We start from the raw sequence: 16,725 nt of genomic DNA, 5'->3' as shown, positions 1-16,725 counted from the left end.
TAATGAATATTAGAGAAATACTATACCAAACAAGCTTCGCCCAAGACAAACAACTATACATAATATTAGATGCTGCATGTGTAGAAGAAATACCAGCACAACTATTCGAGCTAGAAGATGATCCAGAATATATATCCCTATTTTTTGACACACCACAAGCAGAACTAATTGACGTTGCCCCATATCTAGTTAAAGTAGAAATGGAATCACGTTTATTAGCTTGGATGCTAGACGAAGGTTGGGGCAAAAGCTGGGGAATTTTTATTAGTGCAGAAATGGAACTAGAAGAACTATTTGAACACCTTCGGCAATTTTTAAAAGTAAAAGATCCAGAAGGTGAAGAACTATTTTTTAGATTTTATGACCCACGAGTATTGAGAATGTTTTTGCCTACTTGTAATTTTCAAGAAATCATGCAATTTTTTGGGGAAGTTGGTAGCTATATGGCGGAAAGTGAAGATGGGGGGATGTTGTTGGAATTTAGTAAGGGTGATGGTCGGATTGAAATAAACGAATACCAACTCGGATATCGTGATTATGTTGACAATTCGTGAAGAACAAATGGATGTTTTTAGCCAAGCGATGCTCAAACCGTTTGAAAATAGCATGGTTGTTCATCTAAATAATAATTTTCCTGATGAAACAAGAGAAATATCTGAGGGGGAACTACGTGTTCTTATCCAAAAGGGTATCAAGCAAGCGGAGCAATACCAGATAACACTTGAGGATGATGTCCGACGCTATCTTGAATTTATGGTTATGTACGATCAAAACTTTGAGACGAATCCAAACACTGCTTGGGCTAGTGAAATCCTTCACGCTAAAGAGTTGGATGGCACCACTAAAATGGATGTAATTGATGAGCGTGAACTAGAAATGGTAAGGGGTTTGATATGAGCGGACGAGCTAAAAGACCTTTAAATAAAGCAAGCGTTAAAAAGGCTAATGCTGAATTTTATGCCAAACATCCTGAGTTGAAGGGTAAACCGCTGAGTGTTACTGGTCCTAAGCAGGCAGCCCTGCGTCAGGAGTGGATGGATTTGTATGTAAAGCATGGGGGTGAGCTTGAAAGTGCCAAACCTAGTCAACAGAAAAAAGTAGGCGCTCTTGTTAGTATTTGTCCAACGGTTTCACCGTTTCAGGAATTGGAAGCCAAAAAGAAACGGCTTGAGGAAAGAAAGAAAATAATTGAAAAAGGTAAAAATAAAACGGGACAATTCACAGGTGGGTTGAGGGAGGAAATGGAGGCCGCAGTCCAACGCTTAGAATTGAATAACCGCGCCGTGGAAAGGGCGAAACTCGCTGATGATATTTATCGTGATTCGGGCGCTCCTGGGGGACCGCCAGTGGGTTGGAAGCGTTTAGGGGAAGAACCTAATCCTCTACCGCCCGAATTGCAAGGTAAGACATGGGAAGACCCTGATTCTGGATTTCGTGCGGCACTTTACAAATCTGAAATTGATGGTAGTGTGGTATTGGTCTATCGAGGTACTGATAACGCTCCTGGTTGGAAAAACAATTTTCAACAACTATTAGGATTTAAATCAACACAATATGATCAAGCGATTCAATTAGCTGAAGCTGTTGACAATGTTTATGATGATTTTGAGATCGCTGGTCATTCCTTGGGCGGCGGATTGACATCTGCTGCGAGCATAGTCACGGATACAAAAGGTTATAGCTTTAATGCTGCGGGACTTCATCCAAATTCAATAAAAGACTTTGGTAAAAAGCGTTCTGATGGGGATAACATTATAGATGCTTTTTATGTTAAGGGTGAAATATTGACAACAGTACAGAAGGTACTGCCAATTTATGAGGCGGTTGGTCAATCTCACAAGCTTCCTGCTGTAGATAAGCAAGGTTACTCTCAGTGGTTGTGGGAAGCTGGAACCATTGATAGACATGGGATGAATTACATTATTAACGCTTTAGAAAAACAGAAAATGGATGATATAGAAACAATCAATACGCCAATAAAAGCATCGCTTGATAGGACTGGAAAAGTAACCGACATACCCTTGATTGATAATGTCGCTAACTTTTTTGCTAGAGACAACAAAGCAAGAGAGATAATCAATTCTTTATCAGATGAGCAATTTTATCATTTACCGACTTCCACAAAAAATAGATTGATCAAAGAGTTGGAAGAAGGCTGGACAAGTGATGAAGAAACGAGTCTGCTGAAAAGAGCTTATAAAAGCTATAACCCCGACACGGATGGAACATTACTAGAAGACGCTCTTGATGCGACTGATTGGGCAAATAGAGATGACAGAGCTTTGGATATAGTTAACTCTTTATCAAACGAACAGTTGGCGAAGCTACCCAAGTCCACAAAGGATAGACTCATAAAAAACTTAGAGGCTGGATGGACAAGTGCTCAAGAAAACAGTGCCATAACTAGACTTAAACGTGCACCATAAACACATCCTCCGATACGTCAGTTATTATCAGCCTATCCTATTTTTATTTTAAAAGGCACTTTTTAAGCATGAATTGGAATATTCTGATATATTTTGGCTTATCAATAAGTGCATTACTTATATTGGTTGCATGCAACAAGGGAGTAAGAGTCAATAAGATGAATGCAAACGATTTTTTTAAAGAGTCTGAAGTATTAGAACTCGCTCAGGCAGTAGCGCGTGGTGATCTCAAAACAATTCGAGAACTGACAAAAGCCGGCGTTAATGTCAATCATGCTGGTGAAGAAGGCATGACACCACTCATGTGGGCACTAGGAACACAAAACAAACAGGGCATGCAAGCTCTTTTAGAACTTGGCGCGAATCCAAATTATATCGCACCTAATGGCGCTTCTGCTGCCAGTCTAGCAGCAGGTGCCGAAGATTTAGAATTCTTAATAATTTTACTCGAAGGTGGTGCTGATCCGAATATAAAAGAGCATCTTGGTGAGCCCGCATTGTTCATAGCCATCGGACAAAGACGTTGGGAAAATATGAGACTATTGCTTGACAAAGGGGCGGATATTGATCTGACTAATAAGTCAGGAGAAACAGCTATTTATAGAGCGGCAAGCCTGAATCAATTTGAGCAAGTGGCTTATTTGATAGAGCGCGGTGCGAATTTTAATATCATGGATGCCACAAGCGGAACTGTTGCATTCATTGTTCAGAAACGTAGTATCGATCCAGAATCATCAAATTATAAGTGGCAACAAAAAGTTCGTCAGATGCTAGAAGATCGTGGTGTCAAATTTCCAGTGCAGAGACCATGGGAACTACGCAAGCCCCACTAGGCGTTTTATCGTTCCCACGCTCCGGCGTGGTAACGCATGTACAGACGCTCCAGCGTCAAGTGTTTTTGTTGGTACTCGGAGACATGCGTTACCACGCTGGAGCGTGGGAACTATAAAAAATGGATATTTATGAAGAATATAATATACTTTATAGGTAATATCAATGAGTTATGATAGAAAAACCCATATCAGGTATATTGTTATAATATACAACTACATCCTTGCTTATATGCAATCTATGTAGTTTTATGTGGCTTTAGTGAATCTTGATTTTGACAAAATCTAGGTATTTAATTATAATTACAAAAATAATTGGGGTCAGAGTAAAATAAATTGTGCTATAAAAGTGGGGGCTAAAAAAAAGATTGAAAATTATGTTTAATTTTACGCACATATTTTAATAAATATGTGTAGCAAGCGTAGGGGTTCCACGTACAACCATCATCATGTGTTGAATTTAATGTTTGGACTCCAAACTACACCAAAACCTAATCGGTGTATGACGCTTTGCTTATACACCCTACACTGGTTCATAAATTAGTCTGCTTTAGCAGACTTTATCCCGTAGGGACCTTGAATTTATTCCAAGGCGGTGTTTGGCTATGTAAAATAATTTTTATTCAATAGCTTGCTGCTTAAACATGAGTAGGTTGGGCTGACGAAAGGATACGCAGTCACGCAGCAAAGTTGAGTAAGCCCAACAATTCTACCATGCTTAGTTGGGCTTCCTTTCGTCAGCCCAACCTACGAGCTATTTATCAATGGCTCCATATGAAGAAGATCAAGGAGTTATTCGAGCCAAGCAAATATCAGGTATATTGTTATAAAATACAACTACATCCTTGCTTATATGCAATCCCTGTAGTTTTATGTGGCTTTAGTGAATCTTGATTTTGACAAAATCTAGGTATTTAATTATAATTACCGATATTATGTCAAAAAAATCTCAAAAATACAGTCTAATTAAATCTCTTGCGAGAGAAAAAGGGATTCTTCGTCCACGTGATTTGAATGAATATAATATTCATCGTGAATATCTCAGTCAACTAAAATAGGTAGAGGACTTTATACCTTGCCAAATTTAGAATTTTTAATGGTTCGGAATGCTGGAGAGGAGAAGCTATAAAAAATTACCAAGACAGTGAGCGTAGGACAGGTGCAGCCAGTGTAGGACACACCCTAGTAAAAGTTGCCCATTGATAAATGCGAAAAACGTGTTGAACCAAAAAAAAGTAGAAATTTATGCCTTCCAAGGTAATAGACGATTAGCATCCTCAGATCAACCTTTAATAGCTACTGGGCATGTTGGATTGTCCGTAGATGGAAATAAAATATATGGTTTTGGTCCTATTATTACCAAAGACATGGATTTGGCAGATATGTACAATAAAGTAAGAAACAGGGAAGCAGTGCCGGGACAATTGACAGATGATACAGAACTTTTTGAAAAAGTAGCCAGAGGTTTCTATAATAAACCAAAAAGAAAAAAACTGGAATTATATAATTTAACTGTTCTAGTAGAAACACAAATATACCTTAATATCCTTGAAGAAATTAAAAATATGGGTATAGGATCTCTCTATAGGCTACCAAAAGAAGATGTGCCTTTTCCACCAAACATTTACAATTGTGCTACGTTTTGGGGAAAATGTGGGGTTAATTTACCTCATGAAAATGGTTTTTTAGAGGACTATATTTCAGCAATGATAGAAAAATGTGTCACCAAAGTTAATAAATAGGTTATATTATGCTAAAAGATGAAGATATACAACATATTAGAACTGTTTTAGTTCATCTAGTGGGAAGATGGTCTCGATACAAAGATGATAATCCAGAAATAGCTAAAGAAATTATAATAGATTACAATGGCTTGCTTCTATATTTGATAAAAACTGGATGGGATGATGGATTACCACTTGAAGCCGAACTCCCCGATGAGTTAATGCCCCAAGAATATTTAGAACTTTTGAATGAATCCTTCGCCTAGCAAGCATAGATGGCGTGGCACAAATAAAGGTGCGTAGGGCAATTAAGCAATCAGTGATAAGTTTCACGATTTTGCGGAGAAGAAAAAGCCCTACACTGACTAGCCAAGCAAATATCAGGTATATTGTTATAAAATACAACTACATCCTTGCTTATATGCAATCTATGTAGTTTTATGTGGCTTTAGTGATAATAGGAAAGTAAAGAAATGTCTGATAAAATTGATTATGACTTTATTAGTCAACTAGAAGGAGGCCGTCAAACCACTGGATACGTCCCTGGCGCTAATACAAGTAAGAGTGGCGTTACCATAGCAACCGGGTTTGATTTGGGTCAAAGAAATGAGTACGACTTGAATGCACTTAACTTGCCTCAGAGTTTAATCGACAAACTCAAACCTTATTTGGGCAAAAAGAGGACAGAAGCAGAAGAATTTCTAAAAACATATCCATTAATTATTGAAGATTCATATGCCCAGATAATTGATAAAGCAGTTAAAAAAAATCATACCCAAAAATTAAATATTAAATACTCCGCTTCTCCTCACAACAAGAAAAAACTAGCTTTCTTTAATCTGCCAAGTGAAGCTCAAACAGTGATAGCATCAGTTTCTTTTCAATATGGAGTTAATTTAAATACTCGTACCCCAAAGTTTTGGAAAGCAGTATCATCTCAAAATTGGATGATAGCTATTCATGAACTGAGAAATTTTGGTGATCAATATCCTACTAGGCGTAAGAAAGAAGCTAAATTATTGGAGAAAATCAAAAACAAATCTTCACGAGACAAGGCAATAAAATCTCAGATGGGCAGCCAACGCGGCAAGCGTAGGATGCAACAACCATGATGTTATTAAACATTAGTAGGTTGGGCTGACGACAGGATACGAAGTCACGTAGCGAAGCGAAGTAAGCCCAACAATTCTAACCATGCTTAGTTGGGCTTCCTTTCGTCAGCCCAACCTACGATTCAATGGCTCCATATGAAGAAGATCAAGGAGTTATTCGAGCCAAGCAAATATCAGGAATTTTGTTATAATATACAACTACATCCTTGCTTATATGCAATCTATGTAGTTTTATGTGGAATAAAAAAACCGACTAAAGCTATCACCTAATATATAAATAATTATTTATTTCATAAATGTTTACTCAAATTACCTTAGAAAACTTGGCAGTCTTCCGAAAACTGGAATGGCAACCACATAAATCTCTTAACCTAATTATTGGCGAAAATGACACTGGTAAAACACATCTTTTAAAGACGCTTTATGTGATCGCCCGTAGTATTGAGCAATACAACAAACGCAAAGGACAATTCCAATCAGAATCTTGGGGAGATAGACTTGCCAATAAATTACTGTGGACATTTCAACCCACTAATTGGGAACTCAACACGCTTATTAGTCAAAGTGAATCCAAACTGAAAGTAGAAGCCAATTTTTTCAATGAAAATCTCTATTTCACACTTGGAAAAGAAAACACGACTACAATTTCAAATTTCAGCGAATTAAACTGCCAATTTCCAGAATTCAACGCCTTATTTATTCCAGCCAAAGAAATTTTGACCACATTTGATGCCATTGCAGCAACTCGTGAACAATTAGAAATTGCTGGTTTTGATGATACCTATTATGATCTAATCAAAGCACTACGTTTACCCATGACAAAGGGGCAAATTCAACCTGATTTGCAAGCATTAGCCTTAAAACTGGATAAAATGATAGAAGGTAAAATATTGGTTGATAAACAAAGCTTTATTTTTAAGCGAGCGCATGAACAATATGGAATGTCTCAAACCGCCGAAGGTATTAAGAAAATAGGTATCTTGAGTAGCTTGATTCGTAATCGTCTTCTTAAACAAGGCACTATTTTATTTATAGATGAACCTGAAACTAATCTACATCCAAAATTAATAATTGCCTTAGTTGATACGCTATTTATTATGGCATCAATGGGTATTTCAATTTATTTAGCTACCCATAGTTATTTCGTACTTAGACGCTTTGAATGGTTAGCTAGAAAACATAATGAATCAATCGGCTTATGTTCCCTTTCTCGTACTGATAAAAACGGAGTAATACCTAACATATACAACCTACAAGATGGAATGCCATCAAATCCAATTATAGATGTTTCTCTTGAACTTTATGAACAAAATGTGCTATTGGATTTTGAATGATGACAGCTTATATTGAATCTGGTTTGAAATTGAATCTGCCTAAAGGGGAGCATTTTCGTTTTCAAGATTGTGAAGTCTATAAAAAGCTCAGTGGGCAAAAACTTAAAGAAATGGATTTTGGTTGGTGGCAAAAAGAGCAAAATCGCTTGTGGCTAATAGAAATAAAAGACTATGCTCATTTAACCACAGAAGAACGCTTACCAAACCATTTACTTGATAATCTGGTGGATAAGGCAACTGATAGTTTACTTATGTTGGCAAGCTGTTGGGCAAAAACTGGCAAAGGACAAGAGTTTTCAGCGTGTTTGCCACTACCAGTTCAACAATTTCCAGAACATCCAGAACAATTAAAATTAAAACTGTTTTTTATTCTAAAAATTGATGTAACTATGTTTAAGGACGAAATAGATGCACTTAGGTATAGATTGAATGACAGATTGCGTGGCAGAGTAGCTTTATTTAATATTAGATATGTATCCTTAGTCGATCATCTCACGGTGATAAAGCATAACCTGCTACCTATTGAGGAGATAGAAGAAGAAACATGAAGCTCTCCACATGGGTAGAAAACAATCACTGCTTTGTGTATTTCGAGCCTCAACCAGAGCCAGATACAATTGTAACTGGTGGCGATCTAACTGTGAAGATCGATTTTGATCGAAACCATATTGTTGAAATCCAGCGTGGTCAGTAACTAGCCCGTGTAGTGTATAAACGATAGGTTTGGAGTGCTGCTTAAACATGAGTAGGTTGGGCTGACGAGCTAAACCTGTCAGGTTTGATAGTTTTGATTTTTCTGAAAGTCTATAATATACAACTACATCCTTGCCTATATGCAATCCCTGTAGTTTTATGTGGCTTTAGTGAATCTTAATAGCGTCCAAGATTAACCTAAAACCAATTCAGATAAAAAAGCTGAAGATAAGTTTCCGAAAGAAAAAAACTGTGCAACACTGAAAGAAACCAAAATATGTCACATAGCAAAAAAGGAAAAAGACGCAAGAACCTTAATAAAGGAACTTAAAGAAAATAACGCCTTATTGGACGCAAAAATGACTGGTATGAATTTTTCAACCGAACCATCAGGTAGTTTTGCTGTTCAATTGGATTTTGAACCAAGACAAGGAAGTTATAAAGAAAAACTCCGACTAGAATTTCATGATATAAAAGAATTTGCCTTTTATTACGATGATACAAGCGCGTTTTATTATTTAGAACGCTATAAATTATTCCCTACAACCGACGGTGATTACTACTTATCAATGGATCCGTTTGATGAAGAACAAGGTCTTTCTGAAGAAGATCAAGGAGTTATTCGAGCCAAGCAAATATCAGGTATATTGTTATAAAATACAACTACATCCTTGCTTATATGCAATCCCTGTAGTTTTATGTGGCTTTAGTGAATCTTGATTTTGACAAAATCTAGGTATTTAATTATAATTACCGATATTATGTCAAAAAAATCTCAAAAATACAGTCTAATTAAATCTCTTGCGAGAGAAAAAGGGATTCTTCGTCCACGTGATTTGAATGAATATAATATTCATCGTGAATATCTCAGTCAACTAAAATAGGTAGAGGACTTTATACCTTGCCAAATTTAGAATTTTTAATGGTTCGGAATGCTGGAGAGGAGAAGCTATAAAAAATTACCAAGACAGTGAGCGTAGGACAGGTGCAGCCAGTGTAGGACACACCCTAGTAAAAGTTGCCCATTGATAAATGCGAAAAACGTGTTGAACCAAAAAAAAGTAGAAATTTATGCCTTCCAAGGTAATAGACGATTAGCATCCTCAGATCAACCTTTAATAGCTACTGGGCATGTTGGATTGTCCGTAGATGGAAATAAAATATATGGTTTTGGTCCTATTATTACCAAAGACATGGATTTGGCAGATATGTACAATAAAGTAAGAAACAGGGAAGCAGTGCCGGGACAATTGACAGATGATACAGAACTTTTTGAAAAAGTAGCCAGAGGTTTCTATAATAAACCAAAAAGAAAAAAACTGGAATTATATAATTTAACTGTTCTAGTAGAAACACAAATATACCTTAATATCCTTGAAGAAATTAAAAATATGGGTATAGGATCTCTCTATAGGCTACCAAAAGAAGATGTGCCTTTTCCACCAAACATTTACAATTGTGCTACGTTTTGGGGAAAATGTGGGGTTAATTTACCTCATGAAAATGGTTTTTTAGAGGACTATATTTCAGCAATGATAGAAAAATGTGTCACCAAAGTTAATAAATAGGTTATATTATGCTAAAAGATGAAGATATACAACATATTAGAACTGTTTTAGTTCATCTAGTGGGAAGATGGTCTCGATACAAAGATGATAATCCAGAAATAGCTAAAGAAATTATAATAGATTACAATGGCTTGCTTCTATATTTGATAAAAACTGGATGGGATGATGGATTACCACTTGAAGCCGAACTCCCCGATGAGTTAATGCCCCAAGAATATTTAGAACTTTTGAATGAATCCTTCGCCTAGCAAGCATAGATGGCGTGGCACAAATAAAGGTGCGTAGGGCAATTAAGCAATCAGTGATAAGTTTCACGATTTTGCGGAGAAGAAAAAGCCCTACACTGACTAGCCAAGCAAATATCAGGTATATTGTTATAAAATACAACTACATCCTTGCTTATATGCAATCTATGTAGTTTTATGTGGCTTTAGTGATAATAGGAAAGTAAAGAAATGCCTGATAAAATTGATTATGACTTTATTAGTCAACTAGAAGGAGGCCGTCAAACCACTGGATACGTCCCTGGCGCTAATACAAGTAAGAGTGGCGTTACCATAGCAACCGGGTTTGATTTGGGTCAAAGAAATGAGTACGACTTGAATGCACTTAACTTGCCTCAGAGTTTAATCGACAAACTCAAACCTTATTTGGGCAAAAAGAGGACAGAAGCAGAAGAATTTCTAAAAACCTATCCATTAATTATTGAAGATTCAGATGCCCAGATAATTGATAAAGCAGTTAAAAAAAATCACTGCCAAGTGAAGCTCAAACAGTGATAGCATCAGTATCTTTTCAATATGAGGAGAAAATCAAAAACAAATCTTCACGAGACAAGGCAATAAAATCTCAGATGGGTTGCCAACGCGGCAAGCGTAGGATGCAACAACCATGATGTTATTAAACATTAGTAGGTTGGGCTGACGACAGGATACGAAGTCACGTAGCGAAGCGAAGTAAGCCCAACAATTCTACCATGTTTAGTTGGGCTTCCTTTCGTCAGCCCAACCTACGAGTCAATGGCTTCATATGATATACAACTACATCCTTGCTTACATGCAATCCCTGTAGTTTTATGTGGTTTTAGTGAATATGAATAGCGTCCAAGATTAACATAGCTAGTAAAAGCAAATGAACGAGAAAGTTGTTGGGGTTGAGTAAGGAGAATGGTGGGGCTTGAGATTAATGAGTATATAATCAACCATGCCGGGTTTTAGACCTGACAGGTTTTTAAAACCTGTCAGGTCTGATACTTAGTGACTTTGTGTGCCTGTCAGGTCTTTGGACTTGTAACTAGCCTACACTGGCTTATTCGATCCAAGCAAATATCAGATATATTGTTATAAAATACAACTACATCCTTGCTTATATGCAATCAATGTAGTTTTATGTGGAAATAGCATTTACAGAAGATCAAAAAAATAAACTATTTGATGTTGTCTATAAAGAAAACAAAGATGATGTTAAAAGAATTAATGCGAAGACAGATGTCCAGGAAAAATATGGATATACTCCTTGGGAAAAGCTTAATTCTACAATACAAGACATTTTGATTGACTTACGATATAGAGGAGATTATACACCAAAGACTAGACAATTCTTACAAAAACATGTAGCAAGTAATACTCTAAGTGAATTTACCAAAGCAATATGTAATCCTTACAACTGGAAAAGTGTTCCTAACGACCGGAGGGAAAGATGATGCAAATATGCCAAGTGGAAAGAACAATGCGAATCTTCACAAAAAGAAAAAAGTAGAAAGAAAATAATGGATAATAAAAATTGCAATTCCAAAACACCCGATAATGAGCGGGAAACATCGACGGTGTATAGAGTGGATGAAAATGAATATCCACTATATGAAATCGCTATCAATGTGAAACCAAATAAAAACTGTGATATGCCATCAGATATGGTGGGTGCCTATGTAAGTTGTTATTCAGGTGCAGAAAACGTAGAGTCTGCCTTGACTAAGATAGTAAAAAAGCTTAAAAATAAAAATTATATATTTGTAGATATCCTAGATGATGATATTAGGGAGCTTGATGCTTATAAATGGAACATATTTGTAGAACATGCTTGGAAAGAATTTGCAGATTATTTTCCGACTCAAAAAGAATTGCTTGATATGGTTAAATCGGGTGAAGTGTTTTTTGGTCCATTCATAGGTTATTCTACTGAATCAGACTAATTAGAAAGTTATTCTTGCTTATATGCAATTTCTGTAGTTTTATGTGGCTTTAGTGATAATAGGAAAGTAAAGAAATGCCTGATAAAATTGATTATGACTTTATTAGTCAACTAGAAGGAGGCCGTCAAACCATTGGATACGTCCCTGACGTTCATACAAGTCAGAGTGGCGGGTTTGATTTGGGTCAAAAAAATGAGAATGATTTGAATGCACTTAACTTGCCTCAGAGTTTAATCAACAAACTCAAACCTTATTTGGGCAAAAAGAGGACAGAAGCAGAAGAATTTCTAAAAACCTATCCATTAATTATTGAAGATTCAGATGCCCAGATAATTGATAAAGCAGTTAAAAAAAATCACTGCCAAGTGAAGCTCAAACAGTGATAGCATCAGTATCTTTTCAATATGAGGAGAAAATCAAAAACAAATCTTCACGAGACAAGGCAATAAAATCTCAGATGGGTTGCCAACGCGGCAAGCGTAGGATGCAACAACCATGATGTTATTAAACATTAGTAGGTTGGGCTGACGACAGTAAGCCCAACAATTCTACCATGTTTAGTTGGGCTTCCTTTCGTCAGCCCAACCTACGAGTCAATGGCTTCATATGAAGAAGATCAAGGGGTTATTAGACCAAAGCAAATATCATGAATTTTGTTATAATATACAACTACATCCTTGCTTATATGCAATCCATTAAAGAAGAAGTAACACCAGAATAAATTAAGAAAGCACTCTCTGACTCACTAACACAAACCACACAAAATGTTGTCTCACTGCCAGCTATTCAAAAATTAAAATGGATGGGAATCATCGCTACATTGCTGGTGCGGGCCATTAGAATTATTGAGTAATCATTGTCCTTTCAGCTCCATTTGATAGTCTTCTAGTGTTTTCTGGGTACATGAAAAGGGGTGTACTTGAATAAGTCTTTTCCAATTATTGATATTTTGATCATCAATCATGACTTGTGGCTTAGGAAGAAAAGCCGTAAAAATATCAGCAATGGAAAATTCTGCCGCGCTTTTTTGAGCGTAATCAGCACCACCAGAACTCCAACAATAAAGATTAGCACCTTGATTTTTGAGGGTTTTTAGATGTTCAATCGTTGCAGGTATTGGAATTCGCTTAGATCCAAAGCTACGGACAAAGGTATCATCAACATCAACAAAAATATTAACATATTTTAATGTAGCCATTATAGTTATCTATATATAGATTGTGTTTAAATGCTACCAAATTAAAAAACGCTTGTCAAATCCTACTTATCAATGGAACCATATATTATCATTATGAATAAAAGTAGGGGCAATCCTTTATGGTTGCCCTTTGTGCTTACATATGTTTCAAACGCAATTTTAGGTAAGAGAATTCGACTGAATTATTATTCACTTTGCCTAAGCAATATAAAAAGTTTTGAGCTTGCTTTTTATCTTGTCTGTATATGGCTTGTTTTATTTTTTTGATATAGAATTTTTCTATGGCTTTTAAGCCAAGTTTAGCATCAGAATTGTTTGAGTCAAGCTTTAATACTTGTTGATAAGCAGTTCCCTTACTACCAGTAGTAAAACGTTTGGCATCAAAATGCTTTTTGCATTGTTGTAGTAAGCGCGTTATTTTTGCTTTATTTGCAGGTTTTATTGGTTCTATTTTGGATATTTTTTCTGGTTTTGCTACTACAGCTTGGGAGATTTTTAATGGTTTTGGATCATTAGAAGAAGCTTCTATATGATTCATATCCATTTCTCCAAAGATAGAAAGTAGTATCAAAATTATACTTGCAATAACAGTATATTTCTTAGAAGACTTCTTTTTTGCTGGAAACAGTTCCAGCAAAAATTTATCCGCAGTTGGTGTTCTATCTTGCCTTTTAAAGGCTAAAGCATGTAACACTGCTTTGTTTTTATTTAATTTTTTAATTGGTTTGGCAAGCATTTGTTTTGCTTCAGCTTTGAGAGCTGTTTCTTTATTAAAAGGATGTTTTCCTGATAATAATTCATAAGTTACACAAGCTAAAGCATAAATATCATCACTTGGTGCTGGATCGAAATCCAAAAACATTTCACGACTTGCATAAGCTTTTGTATATGCACTTAAATTGCCGGGATCATATAGAGTTTTCTCGCGTTCTGATTTATTGATTAGCCGTGCAATTCCAAAGTCAATTATTTTAATGGTTTTTTGTTTTGGATCATAAATGATATTATCTGGCTTAAAGTCTAAATGGGCAATTCCCTCTTTATGAATGTATGAAAGTGCATTGCCTAGATTTTGAATAATCGGTTTTGCATCTTCAAGCGGAATTCCATGCTGATTAGCTTTAATAAACTGTTTTAATGAAATGCCATCAAGGTATTCCATTACCATAAAAATGGTATTGCCCATACGATTTAACTCATAAGCACGAACAATATTAGGATGATTTAGCTTTTGATAACGAGCCAATTCACGTACTAATGCTTTAAGCGCGTCTGGATGTTGTTTGAAATTTCTACTTAAAAACTTGATTGCCACATAAGGATTACGTGATTCACCTTGTTCCTGAATTAAGCTAATGGCTTTCCATACCACACCCATACTACCTTTACCAATAGGTTCTATCAAGCGATAATTATCTTTTATAAGCATACCGGCTTTGATATTATTAATTGGTCGTTTAGGCTGATATGTTTTTATTAAAGTAGTGTCTGTGTGATTTACTTGGTCCATAAATTATTATTTCCTCATGAATAATACTATACATGATAATTCAATTGTTATGCAATTGTCAATATGAAATTAAATCTATTGTCTGGTAGAATTATGTTAATTTTTAAAAGAGGAAAAAAAATATGCCACCACAAGGTCGTTTAGGCGATAAATCATTCGCCCCGGCAGATGGACATGGTTGCCCAGCTTGTCCACATCCTGTTATTGGACCCGCTGTTCAAGGTTCGCCTAATGTGTTAGTTAATTATCGCCCTGCTGTGCGTGTGGGTGATAAGGGTATTCATTTTGCTTGTTGCGGTTCTAATACATGGACTGCGGCTAAGGGTAGTGGTACTGTGTTGATTAATAATAAACCCGCGCATCGTATGGGTGATAAGGATCAACACTGCGGCGGAAGCGGCAATTTGATTGAAGGTAGTCCTGATGTGATTGTAGGCGGATGAATCCACAAGTTCTTGATAGTTTTACACTTATATGCCCTGCATGTCGTAATGCCTTGCGGATAGCTAATTGTATTAAAGAAGATTCTGGTTATTTTATTGAGGGTTTCTTAGATTGTACTGCTTGTCATAGCCGCTATCCTGTTATTGCTGGTGTTCCAGTTATTCTCAAGGATATGGCTGCATGGTGGCGTTCTATTGGTTCTGATATTAGCGCAAACTTATCATGTGAGATTTTGGAATATTTTGCAGAATGTGATTCTTTGTTAAGTACTTATCTGCAATCTCATTATGATGGTTCTGCTGCTTATTGGAATTCTTTGAAAGAATGTTTGGATACTCGGTTGAATTTTTCCTTAGATATGGGTTGTGCCACTGGTGCTTATACTTTTGAATTGGCTAGTCACAGTAAATTGGCTGTGGGTATGGATTTAAATTTTAGCTTGGTTTCCGCAGCGGCTCGAATTCAACGTGAACAAAGTATCCGCTTTTTACGTAAACGCAGTTGTCGTCATGCTCAAGTCACAGAATATGATTTCGATTTACCAACAAATGTTTTTTTTATTGTAGCTGATGTTTTAGAACCTCCATTTTCAGCAGGTATTTTTGATTTTGTTAGTGGCTTAAATCTGCTTGATAATGTCCGCTTTCCGCTGATTATGATAGGGCAAATGGATGCTTTATTGAAAACTACTGGTTTGATGTTGCTTACCTCGCCGTTTGCATGGAGTAGTGAATTATCTGAACCTGTTGAATGGTTGGAAAATGAGGAAGTTTTAAAATCCGTTATTGTTGGAGAATCTTTTCCGCAAATGGAACTTGATTATCGGATAATTCGCGAAATTGAACACTTAGAATGGGTGCTGCCTCAAGATGATCGGCTAAAAAGCGTCTATTCTGTTTACCTTTTACTTGCACAAAAAGGATAATATGTATTATGCCTGCACCACAGAATGCAATGCTAATTCAATTAGCAAAAGTTAATTTTGCCTCAAACGCCATTAATCTGCCAACAAATTGGCGCGATTTGGGCAAGCAATATCCAGATGCTTTTTCGTCTAGCGAAAGAATGTCGTCGCCTAATCCGCCAATGACTTTATTTCGAGAAGCTACCTTAAATAAATATCATGTAGATACTGCTAATCAAATTGGTAGAATGTTTGAAAACTATATTGAGGGTATTTGTAAGGCAATATCGAATGGTATTGGTAATTGGATGACAACTGCTTCTATTGTTGGCGTAGTTACTGGTAGCCCAGTAGGAATGGTTGTACCGGGAAATGTTATTGGTCCACCTTTAATGCCTTTAATTTTTAAGGATGCACCTACAAATACTCCACAAGAAGTTAAATATTCAAAGGCTATTTCTACTGCTTTAGGCACTGCTTGGCAAGCTTGGCATATGGGAATTACTGGAACATTGGCTTTTCCTAGTCTGCCATATGTTCCTTGTCCTAATGTTCCTATGCCATTGATTGCTTTACCTTCTACAGGTGAAGTTATGCTTTCTCCTATGTCTTTAAGGGCTTCAATGAATGCTAATTTAGGAGACCCATCGGCTTTGCACGCTGATCCTTTATTTGATGCCATATCTAAATCATTTTCTACTGTATTTCAGACATTTAAGGCAAGTACTATTGTTGTGAATGTCCTTGGTACCGCAGCAGTTGCCAATGGCGCCCCGGGTTGCATTAAATAG

At 36.4% G+C, this 16,725-nt stretch carries 21 protein-coding genes; 19 read left to right on the top strand and 2 right to left on the bottom strand.

Annotated elements, in window-relative coordinates; all coding sequences use genetic code 11:
- Positions 1-2: 2 nt before the first annotated feature.
- From BHU68_RS16115 to BHU68_RS16040, 16 genes are all read left to right on the top strand, one after another.
- Positions 3-554, top strand: a complete 552-nt coding sequence (locus BHU68_RS16115) for a DUF4123 domain-containing protein (protein WP_069472305.1) — start codon at positions 3-5, stop codon at positions 552-554.
- Positions 538-897, top strand: a complete 360-nt coding sequence (locus BHU68_RS16110; protein WP_069472304.1) for a hypothetical protein — start codon at positions 538-540, stop codon at positions 895-897. Before BHU68_RS16115 ends, BHU68_RS16110 begins: the two co-directional genes overlap by 17 nt.
- Positions 894-2,426, top strand: a complete 1,533-nt coding sequence (locus tag BHU68_RS16105; protein ID WP_069472303.1) for an Mbeg1-like protein — start codon at positions 894-896, stop codon at positions 2,424-2,426. The genes BHU68_RS16110 and BHU68_RS16105 overlap by 4 nt, the downstream gene beginning before the upstream one ends.
- Before the next feature lie 68 nt (positions 2,427-2,494).
- Positions 2,495-3,259 carry an ankyrin repeat domain-containing protein gene (locus BHU68_RS16100; protein WP_083235022.1) on the top strand — a complete coding sequence of 255 codons (765 nt, stop codon included), beginning with the start codon at positions 2,495-2,497 and terminating at the stop codon, positions 3,257-3,259.
- Between the two features lie 1,217 nt (positions 3,260-4,476).
- Positions 4,477-4,998, top strand: a complete 522-nt coding sequence (locus BHU68_RS16095; protein WP_141699536.1) for a hypothetical protein — start codon at positions 4,477-4,479, stop codon at positions 4,996-4,998.
- 8 nt (positions 4,999-5,006) lie between these two features.
- Complete coding sequence (locus tag BHU68_RS16090) at positions 5,007-5,246, top strand: hypothetical protein (RefSeq protein ID WP_069472297.1); 240 nt, start codon at positions 5,007-5,009, stop codon at positions 5,244-5,246.
- Between the two features lie 207 nt (positions 5,247-5,453).
- Entirely contained in the window at positions 5,454-6,092 is a 639-nt protein-coding gene (locus BHU68_RS16085) for a pesticin C-terminus-like muramidase (RefSeq protein ID WP_069472302.1), read from the top strand.
- 296 nt (positions 6,093-6,388) lie between these two features.
- Positions 6,389-7,426, top strand: a complete 1,038-nt coding sequence (locus BHU68_RS16080) for an AAA family ATPase (protein WP_069472301.1) — start codon at positions 6,389-6,391, stop codon at positions 7,424-7,426.
- The gene (locus BHU68_RS16075) at positions 7,423-7,974 is read left to right on the top strand and encodes a hypothetical protein (protein WP_141699537.1); all 552 of its coding nucleotides are present in this window, start codon (positions 7,423-7,425) and stop codon (positions 7,972-7,974) included. Before BHU68_RS16080 ends, BHU68_RS16075 begins: the two co-directional genes overlap by 4 nt.
- 504 nt (positions 7,975-8,478) lie before the next feature.
- A complete protein-coding gene (locus tag BHU68_RS16070; RefSeq protein ID WP_069472299.1) occupies positions 8,479-8,775 on the top strand; it encodes a hypothetical protein in 297 nt (98 codons plus the stop codon).
- A 390-nt stretch (positions 8,776-9,165) separates the two neighbouring features.
- Entirely contained in the window at positions 9,166-9,687 is a 522-nt protein-coding gene (locus BHU68_RS16065; RefSeq protein ID WP_141699536.1) for a hypothetical protein, read from the top strand.
- Positions 9,688-9,695: 8 nt separating this feature from the next.
- Positions 9,696-9,935 (top strand): hypothetical protein, encoded by a 240-nt coding sequence (locus BHU68_RS16060; protein WP_069472297.1) that lies wholly within the window; start codon positions 9,696-9,698, stop codon positions 9,933-9,935.
- A 207-nt stretch (positions 9,936-10,142) separates the two neighbouring features.
- Entirely contained in the window at positions 10,143-10,466 is a 324-nt protein-coding gene (locus BHU68_RS16055) for a pesticin C-terminus-like muramidase (RefSeq protein WP_069472296.1), read from the top strand.
- A 611-nt stretch (positions 10,467-11,077) separates the two neighbouring features.
- Positions 11,078-11,389 carry a hypothetical protein gene (locus BHU68_RS16050; protein WP_069472295.1) on the top strand — a complete coding sequence of 104 codons (312 nt, stop codon included), beginning with the start codon at positions 11,078-11,080 and terminating at the stop codon, positions 11,387-11,389.
- Positions 11,390-11,455: 66 nt separating this feature from the next.
- Positions 11,456-11,878, top strand: a complete 423-nt coding sequence (locus tag BHU68_RS16045) for a hypothetical protein (RefSeq protein WP_069472294.1) — start codon at positions 11,456-11,458, stop codon at positions 11,876-11,878.
- 74 nt (positions 11,879-11,952) lie between these two features.
- Positions 11,953-12,261 (top strand): pesticin C-terminus-like muramidase, encoded by a 309-nt coding sequence (locus BHU68_RS16040; protein ID WP_069472293.1) that lies wholly within the window; start codon positions 11,953-11,955, stop codon positions 12,259-12,261.
- A gap of 470 nt (positions 12,262-12,731) precedes the next feature.
- Here BHU68_RS16040 and BHU68_RS16035 read toward each other — a convergent pair whose 3' ends face one another.
- Both BHU68_RS16035 and BHU68_RS16030 read right to left on the bottom strand, forming a co-directional pair.
- On the bottom strand, positions 12,732-13,076 hold the full coding sequence (locus BHU68_RS16035) for a hypothetical protein (RefSeq protein WP_069472292.1): 345 nt from the start codon (positions 13,074-13,076) through the stop codon (positions 12,732-12,734).
- A 136-nt stretch (positions 13,077-13,212) separates the two neighbouring features.
- Positions 13,213-14,586 (bottom strand): serine/threonine-protein kinase, encoded by a 1,374-nt coding sequence (locus BHU68_RS16030; RefSeq protein ID WP_069472291.1) that lies wholly within the window; start codon positions 14,584-14,586, stop codon positions 13,213-13,215.
- 122 nt (positions 14,587-14,708) lie between these two features.
- Between BHU68_RS16030 and BHU68_RS16025 the strand changes: the two genes are divergently transcribed.
- Genes BHU68_RS16025 through BHU68_RS16015 form a run of 3 tightly spaced genes read left to right on the top strand, consistent with a single transcriptional unit; the run spans position 14,709 to position 16,725 of the window.
- Positions 14,709-15,029, top strand: a complete 321-nt coding sequence (locus tag BHU68_RS16025; protein ID WP_069472290.1) for a PAAR domain-containing protein — start codon at positions 14,709-14,711, stop codon at positions 15,027-15,029.
- Complete coding sequence (locus BHU68_RS16020) at positions 15,026-15,955, top strand: class I SAM-dependent methyltransferase (RefSeq protein ID WP_069472289.1); 930 nt, start codon at positions 15,026-15,028, stop codon at positions 15,953-15,955. The genes BHU68_RS16025 and BHU68_RS16020 overlap by 4 nt, the downstream gene beginning before the upstream one ends.
- Before the next feature lie 8 nt (positions 15,956-15,963).
- On the top strand, positions 15,964-16,725 hold the full coding sequence (locus BHU68_RS16015; RefSeq protein ID WP_069472288.1) for a hypothetical protein: 762 nt from the start codon (positions 15,964-15,966) through the stop codon (positions 16,723-16,725).

The organism is Candidatus Marithrix sp. Canyon 246 (assembly GCF_001723685.1).
Lineage (GTDB): Bacteria > Pseudomonadota > Gammaproteobacteria > Beggiatoales > Beggiatoaceae > Marithrix.
The sequence above is the reverse complement of the archived record's forward strand: the minus strand, read 5'-3'. Positions and strand labels throughout refer to the sequence as shown.

Excerpts from the sequence above, each read along its gene's own strand:
- BHU68_RS16040 (WP_069472293.1), top strand. The coding sequence starts at position 11,953 with ATGCCTGATAAAATTGATTATGACTTTATTAGTCAACTAGAAGGAGGC.
- BHU68_RS16070 (WP_069472299.1), top strand. The coding sequence starts at position 8,479 with ATGACTGGTATGAATTTTTCAACCGAACCATCAGGTAGTTTTGCTGTT.
- BHU68_RS16055 (WP_069472296.1), top strand. The coding sequence starts at position 10,143 with ATGCCTGATAAAATTGATTATGACTTTATTAGTCAACTAGAAGGAGGC.
- BHU68_RS16105 (WP_069472303.1), top strand. The coding sequence starts at position 894 with ATGAGCGGACGAGCTAAAAGACCTTTAAATAAAGCAAGCGTTAAAAAG.
- BHU68_RS16090 (WP_069472297.1), top strand. The coding sequence starts at position 5,007 with ATGCTAAAAGATGAAGATATACAACATATTAGAACTGTTTTAGTTCAT.
- BHU68_RS16100 (WP_083235022.1), top strand. The coding sequence starts at position 2,495 with ATGAATTGGAATATTCTGATATATTTTGGCTTATCAATAAGTGCATTA.
- BHU68_RS16020 (WP_069472289.1), top strand. The coding sequence starts at position 15,026 with ATGAATCCACAAGTTCTTGATAGTTTTACACTTATATGCCCTGCATGT.
- BHU68_RS16025 (WP_069472290.1), top strand. The coding sequence starts at position 14,709 with ATGCCACCACAAGGTCGTTTAGGCGATAAATCATTCGCCCCGGCAGAT.
- BHU68_RS16045 (WP_069472294.1), top strand. The coding sequence starts at position 11,456 with ATGGATAATAAAAATTGCAATTCCAAAACACCCGATAATGAGCGGGAA.
- BHU68_RS16110 (WP_069472304.1), top strand. The coding sequence starts at position 538 with ATGTTGACAATTCGTGAAGAACAAATGGATGTTTTTAGCCAAGCGATG.
- BHU68_RS16075 (WP_141699537.1), top strand. The coding sequence starts at position 7,423 with ATGATGACAGCTTATATTGAATCTGGTTTGAAATTGAATCTGCCTAAA.
- BHU68_RS16015 (WP_069472288.1), top strand. The coding sequence starts at position 15,964 with ATGCCTGCACCACAGAATGCAATGCTAATTCAATTAGCAAAAGTTAAT.
- BHU68_RS16080 (WP_069472301.1), top strand. The coding sequence starts at position 6,389 with ATGTTTACTCAAATTACCTTAGAAAACTTGGCAGTCTTCCGAAAACTG.
- BHU68_RS16030 (WP_069472291.1), bottom strand. The coding sequence starts at position 14,586 with ATGGACCAAGTAAATCACACAGACACTACTTTAATAAAAACATATCAG.
- BHU68_RS16060 (WP_069472297.1), top strand. The coding sequence starts at position 9,696 with ATGCTAAAAGATGAAGATATACAACATATTAGAACTGTTTTAGTTCAT.
- BHU68_RS16085 (WP_069472302.1), top strand. The coding sequence starts at position 5,454 with ATGTCTGATAAAATTGATTATGACTTTATTAGTCAACTAGAAGGAGGC.
- BHU68_RS16115 (WP_069472305.1), top strand. The coding sequence starts at position 3 with ATGAATATTAGAGAAATACTATACCAAACAAGCTTCGCCCAAGACAAA.
- BHU68_RS16035 (WP_069472292.1), bottom strand. The coding sequence starts at position 13,076 with ATGGCTACATTAAAATATGTTAATATTTTTGTTGATGTTGATGATACC.